At 31.6% G+C, this 19,820-nt stretch carries 14 protein-coding genes and 1 other RNA gene; 10 read left to right on the top strand and 5 right to left on the bottom strand.

Going from position 1 to position 19,820, the window contains the following annotated elements:
• The first annotated feature begins 145 nt into the window (after nt 1-145).
• Nucleotides 146-2,209 (top strand): putative porin, encoded by a 2,064-nt coding sequence (locus OM075_RS20455; RefSeq protein WP_301192414.1) that lies wholly within the window; start codon nt 146-148, stop codon nt 2,207-2,209.
• A gap of 92 nt (nt 2,210-2,301) precedes the next feature.
• Nucleotides 2,302-3,726: an MltF family protein gene (locus tag OM075_RS20450; RefSeq protein WP_301192413.1), complete on the top strand. Its 1,425-nt coding sequence runs from the start codon at nt 2,302-2,304 to the stop codon at nt 3,724-3,726.
• Here OM075_RS20450 and OM075_RS20445 read toward each other — a convergent pair.
• The 3 genes from OM075_RS20445 to OM075_RS20435 all read right to left on the bottom strand — a co-directional run bounded on the left by OM075_RS20445 (nt 3,677) and on the right by OM075_RS20435 (nt 7,552).
• A complete protein-coding gene (locus tag OM075_RS20445) occupies nt 3,677-4,357 on the bottom strand; it encodes an NUDIX hydrolase (protein ID WP_301192412.1) in 681 nt (226 codons plus the stop codon). The two genes, OM075_RS20450 and OM075_RS20445, sit on opposite strands and share 50 nt — an antisense overlap.
• 432 nt (nt 4,358-4,789) lie before the next feature.
• On the bottom strand, nt 4,790-6,034 hold the full coding sequence (locus OM075_RS20440) for an ABC transporter permease (RefSeq protein ID WP_301192411.1): 1,245 nt from the start codon (nt 6,032-6,034) through the stop codon (nt 4,790-4,792).
• Nucleotides 6,035-6,349: 315 nt separating this feature from the next.
• Nucleotides 6,350-7,552 (bottom strand): pyridoxal phosphate-dependent aminotransferase, encoded by a 1,203-nt coding sequence (locus OM075_RS20435; RefSeq protein ID WP_301192410.1) that lies wholly within the window; start codon nt 7,550-7,552, stop codon nt 6,350-6,352.
• A gap of 180 nt (nt 7,553-7,732) precedes the next feature.
• On the opposite strand from OM075_RS20435, the gene OM075_RS20430 reads away from it, so the two are divergent.
• The 4 genes from OM075_RS20430 (at nt 7,733) to OM075_RS20415 (ending at nt 15,044) form a co-directional block, all read left to right on the top strand.
• Complete coding sequence (locus tag OM075_RS20430) at nt 7,733-10,390, top strand: DUF5686 and carboxypeptidase regulatory-like domain-containing protein (protein WP_301192409.1); 2,658 nt, start codon at nt 7,733-7,735, stop codon at nt 10,388-10,390.
• A gap of 10 nt (nt 10,391-10,400) precedes the next feature.
• A complete protein-coding gene (locus tag OM075_RS20425; protein ID WP_301192408.1) occupies nt 10,401-11,372 on the top strand; it encodes a hypothetical protein in 972 nt (323 codons plus the stop codon).
• A gap of 208 nt (nt 11,373-11,580) precedes the next feature.
• Entirely contained in the window at nt 11,581-14,088 is a 2,508-nt protein-coding gene (locus OM075_RS20420) for an AsmA family protein (protein WP_301192407.1), read from the top strand.
• A 119-nt stretch (nt 14,089-14,207) separates the two neighbouring features.
• Nucleotides 14,208-15,044: a phosphatase PAP2 family protein gene (locus OM075_RS20415; protein WP_301192406.1), complete on the top strand. Its 837-nt coding sequence runs from the start codon at nt 14,208-14,210 to the stop codon at nt 15,042-15,044.
• Between the two features lie 12 nt (nt 15,045-15,056).
• Here OM075_RS20415 and OM075_RS20410 read toward each other — a convergent pair whose 3' ends face one another.
• Complete coding sequence (locus OM075_RS20410) at nt 15,057-15,959, bottom strand: DMT family transporter (RefSeq protein ID WP_301192405.1); 903 nt, start codon at nt 15,957-15,959, stop codon at nt 15,057-15,059.
• A 5-nt stretch (nt 15,960-15,964) separates the two neighbouring features.
• Nucleotides 15,965-17,062, bottom strand: coding sequence for a glycosyltransferase family 4 protein (locus tag OM075_RS20405; RefSeq protein WP_301192404.1), 1,098 nt, complete (start codon nt 17,060-17,062; stop codon nt 15,965-15,967).
• A gap of 292 nt (nt 17,063-17,354) precedes the next feature.
• On the opposite strand from OM075_RS20405, the gene OM075_RS20400 reads away from it, so the two are divergent.
• The 4 genes from OM075_RS20400 to OM075_RS20385 all read left to right on the top strand — a co-directional run bounded on the left by OM075_RS20400 (nt 17,355) and on the right by OM075_RS20385 (nt 19,735).
• Nucleotides 17,355-17,870 carry a cob(I)yrinic acid a,c-diamide adenosyltransferase gene (locus OM075_RS20400; RefSeq protein WP_301192403.1) on the top strand — a complete coding sequence of 172 codons (516 nt, stop codon included), beginning with the start codon at nt 17,355-17,357 and terminating at the stop codon, nt 17,868-17,870.
• A gap of 98 nt (nt 17,871-17,968) precedes the next feature.
• Complete coding sequence (locus OM075_RS20395; RefSeq protein WP_301192402.1) at nt 17,969-18,751, top strand: MBL fold metallo-hydrolase; 783 nt, start codon at nt 17,969-17,971, stop codon at nt 18,749-18,751.
• Between the two features lie 82 nt (nt 18,752-18,833).
• Nucleotides 18,834-19,234, top strand: a transfer-messenger RNA (tmRNA) gene (gene ssrA / locus OM075_RS20390).
• A 147-nt stretch (nt 19,235-19,381) separates the two neighbouring features.
• A complete protein-coding gene (locus OM075_RS20385; protein ID WP_301192401.1) occupies nt 19,382-19,735 on the top strand; it encodes an Arm DNA-binding domain-containing protein in 354 nt (117 codons plus the stop codon).
• The last annotated feature ends 85 nt before the right edge of the window (nt 19,736-19,820 follow it).

The raw sequence follows: 19,820 nt of genomic DNA, 5'->3' as shown, positions 1-19,820 counted from the left end.
AAGGGCACAAAAATATAATTATTTGTTATTGTTGTAAAAAAAAAATGCAGAACTCTTAATTTTTTACAAAAGGTACGATAATTGATAATAGCATGAGTCTAATTTTAATATTTGTCCGAAACATTTTTTTCTATCTTTGCCGATGATGAGAACAAAATTACAATATATAATTTTTTGCTTACTGTTAAGCACCCTAGTAGCAGCACAGCCTGGAGGACAAGGAAGACCTGATAATATGCCTCGTATGGGGCGAAATATTCCGGAAAATCAAATATCAAGAGACACTATAATTGATTTAAAGGATAGAATCTGGTCGTGGAAGATGGTAGATGATTATACTTTTATTGATACCGTTGCTGTAGATACCATTACATCAGGATTCCAGAATTATGATCCTATCTATAAAAATAGTTTTTCTAATATTAACCTTGGAAATAAAGGTGGAGCCTATACTTCAAATTTATTAAGTTATAAGGATGATTTCAATGAATTCATTTTTTTAAACTCCTTAAGAGCCTTGTTTATTCAACCCGAGGATATACAATTCTATAATACTAAAGTTCCTTATACTAATCTTACCTACATAAATGCTGGTCCCGGACGAAAATCAGAGGAAAATTTTACCGGATTTTTTACGCAAAATATTAATAAGGACTGGAATCTTGCCATAAGATATAATTTAGTTTCATCCATTGGTTTATATAACGCACAAAAGGTTGATAACCGTAATTTTAATTTGTACTCCAGTTATCATAGCAATAAATACTCCATGCATGCAATTGTAAGTTATAATAGTATTGAACATATGGAAAATGGTGGATTATTAGATGATGATCATGAATTAATTACGGATAAAGAAAAAAGAGATCAGTATTCAAGAGCTGAGGATATACCTGTAAAGTATATATCGGCTACCAATAAAATAAGTAACTTTCAAGTATTTTATAACCATTCATTAGGTATTGGTAAAATAAAATTAAATAAAGAGCTACAGGATTCAATTGATACAGAATCAGATCCTGATGAAGAATATGAGTTACCAGTTAGTACTGTTTATCACTCTTTACATGTGGGTAATTATAGCAGAGTATACAAAATAGATGATTTAGATAATTATTTTGACGAAGGTTTACTTCGGATATATGGAACTGATTATGTGGATTCCTTGCAAACAAGGGATTCAACATCATATACCTATGTTAAAAATACCTTTCAGATCAAATTTAATGAAGAAGCAAATTCTTTACTTAAGTTTGGTGTTCGAGCATTTCTATCTAATGAAGTAAAATACTATAAGTTTCAAAAGCCAACAGTTATTACATACGATGAAAATGATGTTTACACTCCTGTATATGGTCATAAGGATACCACTTTGGTAACAACTTATGTTGGTGGACAAGTATTTAAGAATTTAGGAAAGAACTTTTGGTGGAACTTGGGAGGTAAAATATATGTTCAGGGATACAGACTTGGTGATATTGATTTGCAGGGAAATATAAATTCATTGTACCGTATTTTTAAAGATACTGCAGGGATTTATGGTAGAGGTAGAATTGTACTTAGAAGTGCTGAGTTGTTTCAGGAAAAGTACCATTCAAATCATTTTAACTGGGATAGAAACTTTAAACAAGAAAAACTGGTTAATATTGAATTGGGTTTAAAAATTCCAACCCGCAAATTGAAGTTATCCTGGGAATCGAAAGTATTTACAGATTATATGTACTGGAATAATGAAGCACTACCCGATCAAACCTCAGATGTTTTCAGTGCTTTTCAGTTTTCTTTAGATAAAGATTTTACTTTCGGTCCATTACATAGTGATAATAAATTGGCTTATCAATTTTCAAGTAATCAGAAATATTTACCATTACCTGAGTTTTCTGGATATAGCTCTAATTATTTTAATTTTTACCTGGCTAAAAGAGTATTACAAATACAAGTTGGGGTAGATGTAAAATACCATTCAGAGTATTATGCTCCTGGCTATATGCCAGCTACTGGTCAATTCTATAATCAGGATGTTATAAAAGTGGGAAATTATCCATTTATGGATGCTTTTGTGAATTTGCATCTTAAAAGAGCACGTGTATTTGTTAAATTGGATCACATTAATCAAAGTTTTATGGATAAAAATTACTTCCTTACTTTGGGTTATCCTCATGCTCCAATGCGTGTAAAATGGGGTGTTTCATGGAATTTCTATGACTAGTCTGAATTCGTCTAAAACTTCACTTATCAATTCATATTTGCTCTAAACTATAATTGATATATCTTTGTGCGCTTAAAGTTAAATTCTTACTTATGAGAGGTATAGAAAGATTTGTTTGGCTTTTGCTTATTTTGTTGGTAGCTTGTAAACCTTCAGAGAATAAAGTAAAAACCAGTGTTGTTGAAAAAGAGGTTTCGTTTGACTTAAAAGAGATTCAGGAGCGAGGAAAGCTTATTGTTGTTACTGATTATAATTCCACCAATTACTTTATCTACAAAGGTACTCCTATGGGGTATCAGCTTGAATTATTAAATGAGTTTTGTAATAATTTAGGTATTAAGCTCGAGGTTATTGTGAGTAATGATGTAGAGAAAAATATCAGTGATCTTAGAAAAGGCAATGTTGATTTAATCGCTCAAAACTTAGCAGTTACCAGAGAAAGAAGTAAAGAAATAAAGTTTACTGAACCTCATACCTACTCGCGTCAGGTGTTGGTGCAAAGAATTGATGATAAAAATTCCAATAAATCACACCAAACAGATTTTAATCAGTTAATAAGGAATCAGTTAGATTTAGCCGGAAAAACTATTTATGTACAAAAAGGTTCATCGTATGTGACTCGGTTGAATAATCTTTCGGATGAGATTGGAGATACAATTAATGTGGTTGAAATTCCGGACTATGAAGCCGAGCAATTAATAGGATTAGTTGCAGAAGGTGAAATTTTATATACTATTTGTGATGAGATATTAGCTCGTGTAAACAAAAACTATTACGATAATATTGATATTGAAACACCCATCAGTTTTCCGCAGAAAATGGCATGGGGTGTGAGAAAATCATCTCCTGATTTATTACAGGTAGTGAATAATTGGCTTACTCGTTTCCGTAAATCTTCTAAGTATAACATCATTTATAAAAAGTACTTTCTGAATAGAAGGTCTACTCATATTGTAGATGCCGGTTACAATTCATTAAAAGGAGGTTCAGTATCTCAATTTGATGATATTATTAAAAAGGAATGTGAGAATATTGATTGGGACTGGAAATTAGTGGCTGCTTTAATATATCAGGAATCCAGATTTTTACCAGAAATTAAAAGTTGGGCAGGAGCACAGGGATTAATGCAGTTAATGCCAGAAACAGCAAAAACTTTTGGCGTACATAATATTACTTCACCAAGTGAAAATATTAGAGGTGGGATTAAGTTCTTAAAATGGCTTGACAAGAGGATGGCCCTTCGTGTAGATGATCCAGAGGAGCGATTAAAGTTTGTACTGGCCTCATATAATGTAGGAATTGGGCATGTTTTAGATGCCATGAAGCTTGCTGAAAAAAATGGTAAAAATCCTCAGATATGGGATGATAATGTTGATTATTACCTATTGAATAAATCAAAACCAAAGTACTTTAATGATCCCGTTGTTGAATTTGGTTATTGTAGAGGAGAAGAGCCTTATTTATATGTTAATGAGATTCTTGAGCGTTATGAACATTATAAGAATCTAATGGAGTAGGTGAATTTTTTGGAGATTTAATTACTTCAATAAATTCACTTAAAATCATAGCGGTAGCACCCCAGATAATATTCTTGTTTATATTAAAATAAGGAGCTTTAATCTGAATTCCATTTTTTTCTTTTTCAAAGAAATCAATATTATTGGGATTTAGAATCTGAGATAGAGGTGCTTCTATTATGGATTCAACTTCATAAGTATCCGGTTTAAATTCAGGTATATAGTTAATGTAACCGATATATGGATATACATTAAAGTTACTGTTAGGTATAAATATCGGACTTAATTGACCTATGATATCAATGTCTGCTATGTTAACACCTATTTCTTCATGAGTTTCTCTTAAGGCAGTTTGCATATAATCAACATCGCCTAATTCAGCTTTACCACCAGGTAAACTTATTTGTCCACTATGTGCTCCGTTATATCTGGGACGTTGAATAAATGGAATATATAAGCTGTTGTTTTTAGGATATAATAATATAAGTACAGCACTCTGTCTGGTTTCTGTTTTATTTGGCTGAATATTGCCTGTAAAACGCACATTTGGAGACATTTTTAACTGAGCCATTTCTCCAGGCAAATCTCCTTTCAATTCTTTTCTAAGTACTTCAATAAAATTAGTATACATAAGCCTTTCTCCTTCTACGGTTAATATAACAATTATACCTTAAAAATGGCTCAAAGCAATATGAATATTTATTTAGAAAAGGGTAAAAAAAAAGAAATACCGGACGTTTCCAGTATTTCTTTATTGTCTTGTCTTTAATTTAAACCTTTTGTATAAATACACTTTACTTTAAATAATAATCATGCCACTAAGCTTAAAATAAAGAATAAAATTTTCAGTATTAATTTATAGTGTTGAAATACAGTTAAATATATCGAAAATTATTTTTTGCTCAAATAACTTAAGGGAAAACAGCTTTTATTTGAACTGTTCGCAATCGTTCAGGTTGTGTTCGCAGAGGTACATATATTGCAGTCTTAAAACAGTAACACCAGCCAGAATTAACAGAGTTTGTACAAAAGTTGATGAAGCATCTATGCTAAGAATTTTGTTTTAGTCAAAGCGAATAGCTTCAACCGGAGTTATCTTGGTTATTAGGTACGAAGGACCTATCATCATTACAAAAGATATGATGATCGTAGAAATATTAAGATACACTAAGTGTAAAGGGTTTAGATACATAGGTACTGTATCTAAATAATAGTTTTCAGGATTCAAACTTAGTACTCCAAATGTATTTTGAATAAAGTAAATGGCTATTCCAATTATATTTCCCCACAAAATGCCTTTAAGAATAATAAAAGAAGCCAGGTATAAAAATACTTTTCTAATGTTCCAGTTCTGTTTGCCCAAGGCTTTTAATATTCCAATCATAGAGGTTCTCTCCAAAATAATAATTAAAAGACCTGATATCATATTAAACCCAGCTACTAAAACAATCAGAATTAAGATTACAGTAACATTCATATCCAGCATATCAAGCCAGCCAAGTATTTGTGGCTGTTGTTGTGCAATGGTTGTGGTTCTTAATAAACCTCCATCTGAAGATATATGAGTGGCTGCCAGTATATCAATATCCCTTGATAAATCATTGATCTGATTAAAGTGTTCCAGAGTAATTTCATAACCAGCTATTTGATTGTCATTCCAATTGTTTAGCTTAATGATATGACGTATATCTGCAAATATATATACCTTATCAAATTCTGGTAAATGAGAGTCGTATATGGCACTTATTTGAAAATTTCGAGCTCTGATTTTGTCCTGAAAAAAATAAGTGGGCATTTTATCTCCAACCTTTAGTTTTAATAACTGCGCAAGAGTTTTTGAAATAATAACTTGGTTTGAAGTATTCATACCTTTGTAATCAGGTATTTCACCATCAGTGATAATGTCCTTAAAATATTCCCAGTCAAAGTCTTTTCCAACACCTTTAATGATGATACCCTGTATGTCATCTTTGGTTTTAATCAATCCGGGTTTTGTAGCATATTCCTGAATTCTTTTAACGCCGGGAAGAACTTTTAATTGATTAACAAATACAGAATCTCTATCAATTGGATTTGTTTCAAAAGATGAATTGTAATCGTAATTGATAATTTGAATATGAGAACTAAATCCAACTATTTTGTTACGAATTTCTTTTTTAAAACCTGTGCCTATTGCTAAAGAAAGAATCATAACAACCATTCCTATGGTGATGCCTAATGTAGCTACCTTAATTACAGGTCCGGCAAGTTTTTTACCAGTTACTTCTCCTTTTCTTATTTTATTGGCTATATATAAATTGAGATTCAAAATTCAGTATGCTATTGAAATGGTTATTTTTTAATATTGGTATTGTATGTTTCAAATATAATGCAAAAACTTTTAGAATAACCTGATCATATAATTAAACAAAAGCTTATGTTGAATTTTGAAGAATCTTTTAAAAGAATTATACCTGATACTGAATTATTTAAAAATAATTCAGTAAACGTTGATTACAGAAAACTTATATGGTTTTTAAGGGCATATTAATAAGCAGGATAGGAGGTAGAGATGATTAGAAATGAAAGTGCATAAAAAAAAGAGATATGCGTTCTTTAGTTCATATCTCTTTTTGTGTGTGTTTTATAAAGTCTTTTTGCCTGGATAGGCCTCAAGTGCTTTTTCAATTACAATAAGTGCTTTTTTTAGGTCGTCTTCATTCAGAACATACGCAATACGTACTTCGTCTTTACCAAGGTAGCGACTACTGTAAAAACCTGATCCGGGAGCCATCATTACAGTTTGGTTTTCGTATTGGAATTCTCCTAAAATCCACTGACAAAAATGATCAGAGTCTTCTACAGGAAGTTTCGTCATTGTATAAAATGCACCTTTAGGTACTAAAGAACGAACGCCTGGGATTTTGTTTAATCCTTCAACTAAAACATTTCTTCGGCCCAGGTATTCATTGTATACCATTTCTGAATAATCATCAGCAGCTTCCAGGGAAGCACAAGCAGCTATTTGTCCAAGTAATGGCGGACTAAGACGAGCCTGTGCAAATTTCATAGCTGATGCTATAACTTGCTTGTTTCTGCTCACTAATGCGCCAATTCTTATCCCGCATTCACTATATCTCTTACTAACAGAGTCGATTAATACAACATTATCTTCTAGGCCCTCAAGATTTAAAGCTGAGATATGATCATAATCATCATAACAAAACTCACGATAAACCTCGTCAGACAGTAGGTATAAATCATTTTTTAAAACAATTTCTCTGAGCTGATTTAATTCCTCCTGAGAATATAGATAACCAGTAGGGTTATTCGGATTACAAATAAATATACCCTTAGTTTTTGAGGTGATTAATTTTTCAAACTCCTCAATTGGAGGAAGAGAAAAACCATCTTCAAACTTAGAAGTAATCGGTTTAATGTTTATTCCTGTAGCAGTAGCAAAACCACTGTAGTTTGCATAAAAAGGTTCCGGAATAATAATCTCATCTCCAGGGTTAAAACAACAGAAAAAAGCAAACATAAATGCTTCTGAACCACCTGTTGTTACCATGATATCATCCGTGTTAATATCAATACCAAATTTTTTGTAGTATTGAGTTAGTTTTTTACGGTACTCCAGTAAACCAGCAGAGTGACTATATTCAAGAATATTACGATCAATATTTTTTACTGCATCTATGGCTACCTCTGGTGTATGAATATCTGGTTGACCGATATTTAAATGGTAAACCTTAACTCCTCTTGCTTTTGCTTCATCAGCAATCGGAACAAGCTTTCTAATTGGTGAGGGAGGCATATCAACGCCTCTTTTTGATATAGATGGCATAACTAAATTTTTAAATTGGATGCAAAAATAACAAAAACCTGATAATTGTCACCTCTGAGGGTGTTTAATTATTTTAAAAGTTTAATCGATATTAGTTTTAATTGCTTGAAATTATATGTTTAGTTGTTTTATATTTTATAGTTTTGAATGATAATATAGAACTGAACGAGATTGATATATATGAGTAAGCACATAAATTCCATTAAACTAATTGTATTTTTTATATTATTGATGACTGGAAATACAGTCTTTTCGCAGGTGTTAAGTGGAGTTGTAAAGTCTAACGATGGAGAAAGTATCCCATTTGCTTCCATATATATTAAGGAGATAACTTCTGGTACTACAACAAATCTTGAAGGAGAGTACAGTATTAACCTGGAACCTGGTACTTATCAAATATCCTTTCAGGCGCTTGGGTTTTCTAAAGTTATCGAAAGCATAACCATTTCAAATAAAGATATTGTTAAAGATATTGTATTACGACAACATGATTATAAAATAAAAGAAGTACGTATTTATTCCGGTAACGAAGATCCTGCATATGGTATTATTCGGAAATCAATCAGTTTAGCGCCCTATTTTTTACGACAGGTAAAGCATTATAAAGCTAATGTTTATTTAAAGGGAGGCTTTGATATGAATAAAGTACCACGCTTATTCAGAAAACAACTCAAAGAAGAAGGAGTAGAACAGGGGAAAACATATGTTGCAGAGTCTATTAATGAAATAGTTTTTAATGCACCTGATAAATACATACATCATGTGATATCAAAACGATCAACGATTCCTAATGATAGTGAAGAGGAAGTATTGGGCTATTTAAATTACTCCTTTTATGATTCAGAGAGCGATTTAGCTATTTCACCATTATCGCGAAGAGCCCTGTCTTTTTATACATATAGGTACGAAGGATTCTTTGAAGAAGGCGATTACTATATCAATAAAATTAAAGTTACTCCCAAACGCAAAAATCAAAAATTGTTCGAAGGCTATATCTATATAGTTGATCAGCTTTGGAATTTACATTCTGTTGATCTGGTAAATGAACAATTTTTTGGTAAGATAAGAATTAGACAAGTTCAATCTGAGGTAAAAGGTAAAGCATGGCTTCCTGTTAGTCATCAGTTTGATGTTGATGTACAGACCTTTGGTTTTAATGCCACAGCTAATTACGGGGGATCAGTAAAATATGAAGAAGTGGATTTGGATGATGATTTACCAGTTCCAAGTTCGTTGAAAGAAGCTTATGCAGCAAAAGAAGAAAACGAAATTATTGAAGAGGAGGTAGATAGTATCCCACTAAATAAAAATCAGCAAAAAATTAAGGATCTTTTAGCGAAAGAGGATTTAAACAACAGAGAAATGCTAAGGCTTTCCCGCTTAATGGAAAAGGAAAATGAAAACATTGAGCAGATGGGGAAAGGCTTGCAATTAGAATCACTTGATAGTACCTATAAAATTATCAGAGATACGATTCCGGCAGATAGTGTGGACTGGAATAAAATACGACCTATACCCTTAAGTAAAAAAGAAATTATAAGTCTGGGTGTTAGTGATTCATTGAGTTTGGCAATGTCTGGAATAAAGCAGGATAGTGTTGTTACGGAACCCAAGGATACCAAATCAATTAGTGTTGTAGGAAATATAATAGGAGGGAAAAAGTATGTGATAAAGGATCAGGAACCAAGGATAACATTACGACATTATGGTATTTTAGATAAGGAATCTTTTTCGTTTAATGCAGTTGATGGATGGAGTATTCAACAACGGTTTAATTTTAGATATTACTTTCAAAATGAAAAAGGCAGTATGTTATACCTACGTCCTGATATTAAATATGCCATTAACAGGAGTGCTTTTAATTGGGATTTACATGCTCGTATTGATTATGATAATATAAAACATACTGTTTTTTCATTAGATGCGGGTATGTGGAGTAAAGATTTTAATGAAGAATCAGGAATAGCTAATTTTACTAATGCTGTGGCATCCTTAATTTTTAAAGAGAATTACAAGAGGCTATATCAGGATGATTATATTAAAATAGGTGCTAAAACAGATGTGGCTAATGCTCTTGTATTAACTGGAGAGATTAAATATCAGCAAATTCACCGACTTGAGAACTCTACCAATTATTCATTATATCTGCCATCACAGAATTATACAGCTAATAATAATATCAATTCTAATTTTAATAACTCCGTTTTTGAAAGCAGAGATGGACTACAGCTCAGAACCAGTCTGAAATATACACCTAAGTATTTTTATAGAATTGATGGAGGAAGAAAACGAATGATTGAATCGGATTATCCTACTTTTACTTTAGCCTATGAAAAGGGAGTGAAAAATATATTAAACTCACAATCAGATTATGATTTGATTGAATTGAGCATTGATCAGGAATTAGAGTGGAGTTTTATGTATGCTTTTAATTATGATATCAAAGCCGGTTATTTTTATAATAACTCTTCAATGCATTTTTCGAACTTTACACATTTCAATACCAGTGAAATTCCTGTTTCGTTTAAAGATTGGAAACGGAATTTTAACTTACTTCATGATTATAAATACAGTACAAATAAATGGTATATTGAAGGGCATTTGTGTTATTCTACTCCTTATTTAATTGTAAAAAATATTCCCTTTTTACAGGAAAAACTTTGGAATGAAAATATATACTTACATCATTTAACCCAGCCAAACTTAAAAAATTACAATGAAGTAGGGTATGGTATAAGTCAGATATTTTTAATGATGAATATTGGTGTGTTTGCTGGTTTTGAGCAGTTTGAGTTTACAAATTGGCAGTTTAAAATAAGCTTAAATCTAAATGATTAATACTTGAAAAATGAAAATATTACTAACGCTTTTCTTATTTGTAATAATATTCAATTGTAATGCTCAGGATGTAATCATTAGCGGCAGGATATTTGATAAAAATGGAATTGTCATAAATGGAGCATCAGTTTGCCAGAAAAATTCAGATAATTGCTATTTTTCTGATTATATGGGGCTCTTTCATATATTAATTAATGAAAATTTTGATAGTCAGGCTATTGAAATATCAGCCAAGGGATATAAAACGGTAGTAATAAATAAAACAGATACCATTGTTCAGCCGCTAATAATAACCATGGAGGAATCTATTGATAATACAATCAATAATAAAGCGATATCATCAGATAAACAACCTTTACCAACTAAACATAAATTAAAGATATTTTTTTCATTAGAAGTAGGTTATATTCCTTTTGAATTTGATGATTACACTACCGATTTAGGTTTTGATAATGTAGATATAATGAACGATAATAACACCATAAGTGTTATAGAAATGGGATTTGTATATAAGAGAATGTATTCAGGTATAGAGTTTGGTTCTAATCAGGATACACGTGAAGATGTTAATGGTTTGGATCTGGAACTTAATAAAACAAGGTGGGGGTTGAATTTTGGATATGATCTCATCGATTCAAAGAGATTTACTTGTACGCCTAATATAGCCATGAAATTGAACAGATACAGGTTGTTGAATTTTGATCATAGCAGACAAATTGAGTTGGAAGATTATATGGATAAGAGAGATTTGGACATCAGAATAAATCAGATGACAGCTTATGCCGGAATTGATTTGTCTTATAATTTCAAAATTCCTTCGTTTGGATTTGCAAGATTTTATTCAGTAGGTATTTATGGAGGTTCGGTATTTAAACTTCACAACGAACCATGGATTTATTCTCAAAGAAATCGTTTAAGAAGTAGTAACAAAGTTAGTGCTCCGGATTATGAGAGTGGTTTTTATTTTAGGTTTAATTATTAAATAGTAACAAATTAGATAATAGTATCATCTGAAACGAACCATGAGAAATAATTCTCAAACAAGAGGATGAATTTTTTACGAGCGAGTTTCAAGAGACAAATGAAAATAAATTCAAACACATGAAACGAGCCATGATAAAAACTTCTCACACACGAGAATGACTATTTAGGCGAGTTCCATGTGGTAAAAGAAAACAAATTTTAGACACATGAAAAAGTTTATTAAAGTTTTTGCCATAATAATTGGGGTATTTGTATTGTTACTTTTTATAACCCCAATCTTATTAAAAGGTAAAATTGAAACTCTTGCGAAAGAGGAAATCAATAAGCAAATCAATGCTACAGTTAACTGGGATGATTTTTCATTATCATTAATTCGTAAATTTCCGAGTTTGTCAGTTAATATGTCTGGTTTAAGTGTAATTGGATCACAACAATTTGAGGGTGATACCTTGTTGTCGCTAAAAGATTTTTATGTATCAGTGGATCTGTTAAGTGCACTAAGTGGCAATCGGCTTGATGTAGAAACAATCTTATTAGATCAGCCATTTATATATGCTAAAGTTTTAGCTGATTCTACAGCGAATTGGGATATAATGAAGTCTTCAACAACTGAGGTAGAAGAAGAGGATTCAGAAGAATCATCCAGCTCTTTTGGTATTACACTAGAGGAATTTGAAATAAAAGATGCCACATTAAAATATGACGATGCTACGATGGCATTAACAACAAGCGTGAATCACTTTAATTTGAATTTATCAGGAGATCTTAGTGCGTCATCAACTGATTTAAAAGTTAATTCTTCTATTGAAAGTATAAATCTAACTATGGAAGAAGTTCGTTATCTTAATAATTTATCAGTATCACTGTCTGCAAATATGTTAGCAGATATGGATCAAATGCTATTTACATTTAAAGAAAATGATTTAATGCTTAATCGCTTAAATCTTGGATTTGATGGAACAATTGCCTTGCTAGATGAAGGCTACGATCTGGATTTAAATTTGAAAACTAAAAGAACAGATTTTGATGCAATTTTTGGTTTAATTCCTGAAGCTTTTATGAGTTATGTTGAAGGTGTAAATACCAAAGGTAATCTAACGTTACAGTCCACTTTAAAAGGCGTTTATGTAGATGCTGATCATTTGCCCGCTTTTAATGTAAAACTTATTGTTGAAGATGGTTTTGTACAATACCCGGATCTTCCAAAATCAATTGAGGATATTAATGTAAATTTTACAGTTGATAATAGTGGAGGTTCTGCAGATAATACAATTAGCGAAATAAAGAAATTTCATTTTAAGTTAGGTGATAATCCTTTTGATGCTTCAATGATAGTAAAAAATCCGGTTAGTAATGCGCAATTTAAAGGAGGCATTTTAGGAACTATAGATCTTGGATCTTTAAAAGATGCTATTCCTTTAGATAGTTTTGATATTAAAGGTATCATTGATGCAAATATTACCGTTGATGGTGATTTAAAGACTATTGAAGCTGAGGATTATGAAGCTATAAAAGCAAATGGTAATGTTGGATTAAATCACTTTTATTATGCAAGTAATGATCTACCTCAGGCAGTTGATATCCCATCGGCGCAATTAAAGTTTTCACCTAAAGAAATTACTTTAGATGAATTTGCATGTAATATTGGAAAATCTGATTTTAGTTTAAAAGGAAAGATTGAAAATTATCTTCCATACATTTTTAAGGATGAAACCATAAAAGGATCTTTGATTCATCAGTCGAAAATGATTGATGTTAATGAGTTTTTAATGGAAGAATCAGAAGAAGAAGCAACCGAAGTAGAGGATACGACAGCACTTGAAACAATTGAAGTTCCAAAGAATATTGATTTTGTGTTTACTTCGTCAATAGATAAGATTCTGTACGATAAGTTGGTTATTAATGATGCCAAGGGAAAAATAACTGTGCGAAACGGTATTGTAAGTCTGGATGGAATGGATATGAATTTACTGGATGGTAAAATTATAATGGGAGGTGCATACAACACTCAAAATATCGATAAACCATTTGCTGATTTTACTTTTAATGCAAGTAACATTGATCTGACAAAAACAGCCAATTCTTTCTCTGTCATCGATTCTTTAATGCCAATTGCTAAAAGTTCTAAAGGAAAAATATCTGCCACACTTCATTATAATAGTCTTTTGGATAAGGAAATGTCTCCTGTTATTTCCTCAATTACAGGTGGAGGTAATCTAAAATCCCCTTTTATTGAAGTTTCAAATTCCAAAGTTCTGAATGGGATGGCTCAACTTTTAAAAAATGATAAGTACAAAAAACTAAAGGCTGAAAACATTGATGTTAACTTTATTTTGCAAGATGGTAAGATTATCGTTAAACCGTTTAGTCCTACTGTATTTGATAAAAAGTTAACCATTTCCGGCGAACAAGGGTTTGATCAATCATTGAATTATGTGGTAAAAGCGCCAGTTTCCAGAAAAGATGTTGCAGGCGCTTTGGGCTTTTTGAGTGATGGCTTTGCAGATTCCGGATCTGATTATATGGTTGATGTTATTATTAAAGGAACAGCCAAGGATCCTAAAATGTCTCTGGATTTATCAGAAGCTACCAAACAGGCTCAAAAAGAGGTCGGTAAGGAAGCTGAAAAGGTAATTAAAGAAGTTTTAAAAGATGAGAATGTACAAAAGTCTGTAAATGAATTTTTAAAGGGTTTTGGTAAAAAGAAAAAATAAAATATTATTCTTGTAAAGATCAAAAAATTAAAAAGTCGATTTCTAAGTATACTGAAATCGACTTTTTTTATTTTTATCAATTACTTTTGTGTTTAAAATTTAGAATATTGAATAGCTATATGAACAAACAAATTTTAATACTATTAGTATTAGGATTATATATCTGTGGATTAAAAGCACAGAAGCGTAAGCCTGAGGATACAAGAATGTATCATGTAAATAAAGCACTTGAAATACCGTTAACTGTAGCTTCATATGGGTTTAATGTAGGTTATGGATTTGGATACTTAAGTGATCAAAAAGGTTTATCAGAAGAAAGCGTATTAAAACTGGATCGGAATGATTTATGGTTTTTTGACAGAGCTGCAACCAAACAAAGTGTTTCATATAAAGATCGGGCTCAGGAATTATCTGATTTATTTTTAAATGCATCCATTTTTCTTCCCGGAATTATTGGATTAGATAAGAAAGTGAGAGAGGAGTGGATGGATATAATACTCATGTATTTGCAATTGCATGCCTATAATAGCACATTCTACATTGGAACAGCAATGTCAATCAATAGAACCAGACCCATAGCATATAATACAGATGCTCCAATGGAAGCCAGAACTGAAAAAGGAACAAGAAATTCTTTTTTTAGCGGTCATGTTTCTACTGCTGCCAGTGGATGCTTTTTTGCAGCTAAGGTATATAGTGATTTACATCCTGAGATAGGAAATAAAAAATACCTGCTTTATGGAGCAGCATGTATACCTCCGGCATTAGTTGGGTATTATCGTTTTAAAGCAATGAAACATTTTCCTACGGATATTATTACAGGTTTTGGAATGGGTGCTCTGGCCGGAATTTTAGTACCGGAATTGCATAAAATGAAACGAAAGGACTCAGGTATTGCATTCAATCCATATGTTGGTGAAGTTTCAGGATTAAATATTAAATACACCTTTAAATAATATAAGATATCACTAGAAAACAAAAAAGAGGACTACGCCAGAAAAGGCTATAATAGCACCACTAATTTCTTTAAACGAGATTCTTTCTTTGAAAATAAATACGGAAGGAATAATGATTAAAACAGGAACAATAGCCATTATTGTAGAAGCTATTCCTGTGGTGGTGTGCTGAATGGCCAATAGTGATAGGGAAACGCCTAAGAAAGGTCCAAAAAATGAACCTATTGTTATGCCTGTCATAGCCTTTTTATTTCTAAAAGCAGCAAATAGATTACCCCACTTACCTAAAATGAAAAATAGTATAGAAAAACCAATAATACCTGCTAATATCCTTATTTGAGTGGATAGGAATGGATCATAATCTTTCATTCCAAGTTTCGAAAATACTAAACCTAATCCTTGTCCAACAGCTCCTCCAAAAGCTAATAAAACGCCATTAATTGGATATTTCATTTTGATTTTTCCATTATCAGAACCTTTGGCTAAAATAACTATTGCAATGCCAATTATAGTAATCGCCATACCAATAAAGTTTATGGCAGTCATTTGTTCATTAAGAATCAACCATCCAAAAAATGCTGCAATAGGAGGAGTAAGGGCCATTATTAGCATAGAAACTCTTGCTCCTATAATAACGAATGCCTGAAATAATAATAAATCACCTATAACGAAGCCTATAATACCACTTATGGATAACCATATCCATGCATCTAGACTGGCATCGGAAGCATAAAAAAGACCTTTGTTGAAATATGAAAATATTCCTAAAATAAAGAATGCAAAAAATAATCTGATTACGTTAACCGGAAGAGACCCAACTTTTTTACCAGCAGATTCAAACGCAAGGGCTGTAATGGTCCAACATATTGCTGTAGCTAAAGCAGCACTCTCGCCAATTAATGATTCTGCAAACATTGTAATTATCGCTGAGACTTGTTTTTAATCATTTTTTTCTTCTTTCTGTATATGAAAAACGCAGGAATATATGAAAATGCCAAACCTAACGCCAGGTTGATAAAAGTAAGTTTAACCACACCCAAATTTTTAAGTGAATATGAAAACACAACAAAAAAGATGTTTACCAAACCAATTATTAAAGAGATCTGTAAATGTGTAAAACCAAGGGTTAACATCCTATGGTGTATATGATTTTTGTCTGCAGCAAAAGGCGATTTTCCTTTAGATATTCTGTAAACGAAAATTCTTAATGTATCAATTATCGGAACAATTAAAATACCAATAGCTACAGCAGGTGCGGAGTTCATCGAGTACTTCAGATGTTCTGCGTTGCCAGGTTTGTTAAACTCGCAAAATTTAACTGCCACAACCGCCAACAAAAAACCTAACAATAAAGAACCAGTGTCACCCATAAATATCTTTTGATTCTTAGAAAATACATTAAAGTAAAAGAATCCCAATAAGGCACCAATTAAAGCTGCTGAAAATACGGGTATATGATAACTTCCATTAATAAAAAACCATATAGAGAAGGCAAGAATTGAAATAATTCCAGAGATGGCTGCAAGTCCATCAATACCATCAATAAGATTAAATCCGTTTATAATATATACGAATATTACCAGAGTTATCGCAAAGCCCACGAGAGGACTAACAGGTAGTCCAAAAAATCCGTGTAACGAAGTTATCTGCAAATTACCCCATCCTATGATTACAAAAGCGGCTAATATTTGACCAAAGAGTTTAACCATTGGAGCTGTTACCATAATATCATCTTTAATACCTATAGAAAAAATGATTAATAATGCCGGTATTAAAAACGGAATATGTGTAAAGCTATACCATTCTGCAAAAATGGAATAGGTGAACAGAAAGCTTAAGAAAATAGCTAATCCTCCTAATGTGGGGATACGCGTTTTGTGAACTGTTCTTTTGTTTGGTTCATCGTACAAGTTCTTAGATTCAGCAACTCTTAGAATTGTAGGTATTGATAAAAAAACCAGAAAAAATGAGAAAATTCCTGCAAAAGGAATTAATAACTTTAATGTAAACGAATCCATATTTAAATGTTGTGTATGCAAATGTATAAATTTTGGTAATTTATCTTCCTATTTACTTCTACAATATGTTAATTGTAATGGTAATTTTTTTGCATTAAGTGTAAAGTCTTTATATTTGTAACGAGAATAATCTCATTAAATACCTATTTATATTCGATAGAATAATGTTAAGGTTTTCTTATGTATTGGTAATTAATAGTATGGATTGATTATTCATAAGAAAGATAATTTTAAAGTATTTAATTAGTTGCGTTGACGATTATTTTTTGAAACCACATCTAGTTATTAAAATATGACAAAAGGTTATGTTCATGTCTATACAGGTGACGGCAAAGGCAAAACAACTGCAGCCATAGGATTGTCAGTAAGAGCTATTGGTGCTGGAAAGCGAGTGTATTTTGCACAATTTGTGAAAGGGAAATACTATTCAGAAATAAGTGTATTAGATAAAATACCAAATATCACGATTAAGCAATATGGATTAAGATGTTTTATTAAAAAAGATCCAACTCAGGAAGATCAACAGGCTGCACAAAAAGGATTGATGGATGTAGTATTAATTTTGAAGGAAGGTTTGTATGATGTTGTTGTAATGGATGAAGTATTTATAGCACTATATTATAATTTGTTTGATATAAAAGATGTAATGAACATTATTAAACATAAACCAGAAAGTGTAGAACTTATACTTACTGGAAGAAAGGCTCCAATTGAATTGATAGAAATGGCAGATTTAGTAACTGGAATGGTTGAAATAAAACATTACTATACAAGAGGAGTTGAGGCAAGGAAAGGGATTGAATATTAAGTGTTATCAATAATTATAATGAACAATGAATATTCTTTTTACATAAGGCGTAGTCATAATTTGGGTAAATGCATATAGCAAAATAATAATTGAAATAAATGAAATTAACAGTTCTATCTGAAAATACTGCTGGAGGTTCATTGTTGGCAGAGCATGGCTTATCATATTATATTGAAGTAAATGAAACAAAAATTTTATTGGATACAGGCCATAGTGATGTTTTTAAATTAAATGCTCAAAAACTGGGAATTAATATTGATGATGATATAGATCTCGTAGTATTGAGTCATGGACATTGGGATCATGGAGGGGGTTTAGCATTTTTAAAGGATAAAAAACTAATTACGCATCCAAAGTCATTTATTAAGCGATATAGAGCAGGAGGCGATCAGAATATAGGATTGACTTTAAACAAAGAGGAAATTCAGTCCAGATATGATTTGCTTATTTCAGAAGAACCTTATTACATTACTGATCACGTTGTTTTCTTAGGAGGTATTCCCAGATTAAATGATTTTGAGGCAAAAACAACCCCTTTTGAAGATGAATACAGAAAGCCTGATTTTGTGCCTGATGATTCCGCAATTGTTGTTATTCAGGATAATCAATTAATTATTATAACAGGATGTTCTCATTCCGGTATTTGTAATATTATAGAATATGCAAAAAAAGTTATAGGGATTTCTAAAGTCTTGGGTGTAATAGGTGGTTTTCATCTTAAGTATAATAACTTACAAACACAAAATACAATTGAGTATTTAAAGAAACAGAGTATTCAATATTTATATCCTTCGCATTGTACAGCATTGCCTGCATTAGCTGCTTTTTACGATGTATTTAAAATCGAACAGGTAAAAACCGGAATGGTTATTAATTTATAAAATATTTTAATTTTCTATTTTTATTGCAGAACTAGGATTTAATACATTTTTTTTTACTTTTGCAAACTCACAATATCATTTCGGGGCTGACTTGGATTTGACAGCAGGTGAAAGTGGTATGTAAGCATGCAGAGCTCAGGAATTCCGGCTCTTTAATCTCGGGTTTCAACTTTTTTAATTGGCGAAAATAACTACGCTCTTGCAGCTTAATCGAAGTATAGTAGATAGGCTTTATTCTGGTATTAGATACTAGAACAAGACATCTCCCAGATGCTAACGTCCTGAAGCGGTCTGATAGTGAGGTGCAAGTAAATCGGGAATCGACTTTAACTTTTTTCGTGTTAAGGTTTAAATTTTAGAAGATAAGGCAAAAGTCGGTGGCTTTGATCCAGCTTTTGCACGAAAACCAAGTCAGAGCTAAGCATGTAGAAAGCGTATGGCTTCCTTGACTGGACGAGGGTTCGAAACCCTCCAGCTCCACTAAGAAGTGAAAATAATTGAAATGTATTTTTTCAATTATTTTCATTATCAGTTATTTAGGCTTATTTTTTTTAAAAAAAAGATAGTCTGAATTTAAGAATATTTACAGATTTGTTTTACAAATGTTTTACAATCAAAAAATCTGTAAATATGAATGCAACTTCAAAATTAGTATTGAGGAACTCTTACCAGAAAAAAGATGGAACTTACCCTATAAATTTGAGAGTTACCATTAATCGAGAATCAAAGTATTACCCAACAAAAGTTTCATGCAAGAAAGATGATTGGATAGATTCTAAACAGAGAATAAAAGGTAGCGTAGAAAAATCTGGAGTGGACAATTTAACCTTAAGTGATAAGGAAACTAAAGCAACAGCTATACTTGATAATTTTGTTCGATTTAATAAAATTCCAACCATTATAGAATTTACTTCTCTTTTTAATGGTGATTTTGTAAAAGATAGTTTCTACGAATTGGCTCAAAATTATATTAAAAATCACTAGTGACCGAGTAAAAAAATAAAAGAGGGTACTTCCTTTCGGTTTCCCCTCAAAGTTGTAAATTGATTTTGCGAAACTTTTTACAACA

Source organism: Plebeiibacterium sediminum (assembly GCF_026013605.1).
Taxonomy (GTDB): domain Bacteria; phylum Bacteroidota; class Bacteroidia; order Bacteroidales; family Marinilabiliaceae; genus Saccharicrinis; species Saccharicrinis sediminus.
Note: the sequence above shows the minus strand (reverse complement) of the source record. Positions and strands in the feature narration are given on the sequence as shown.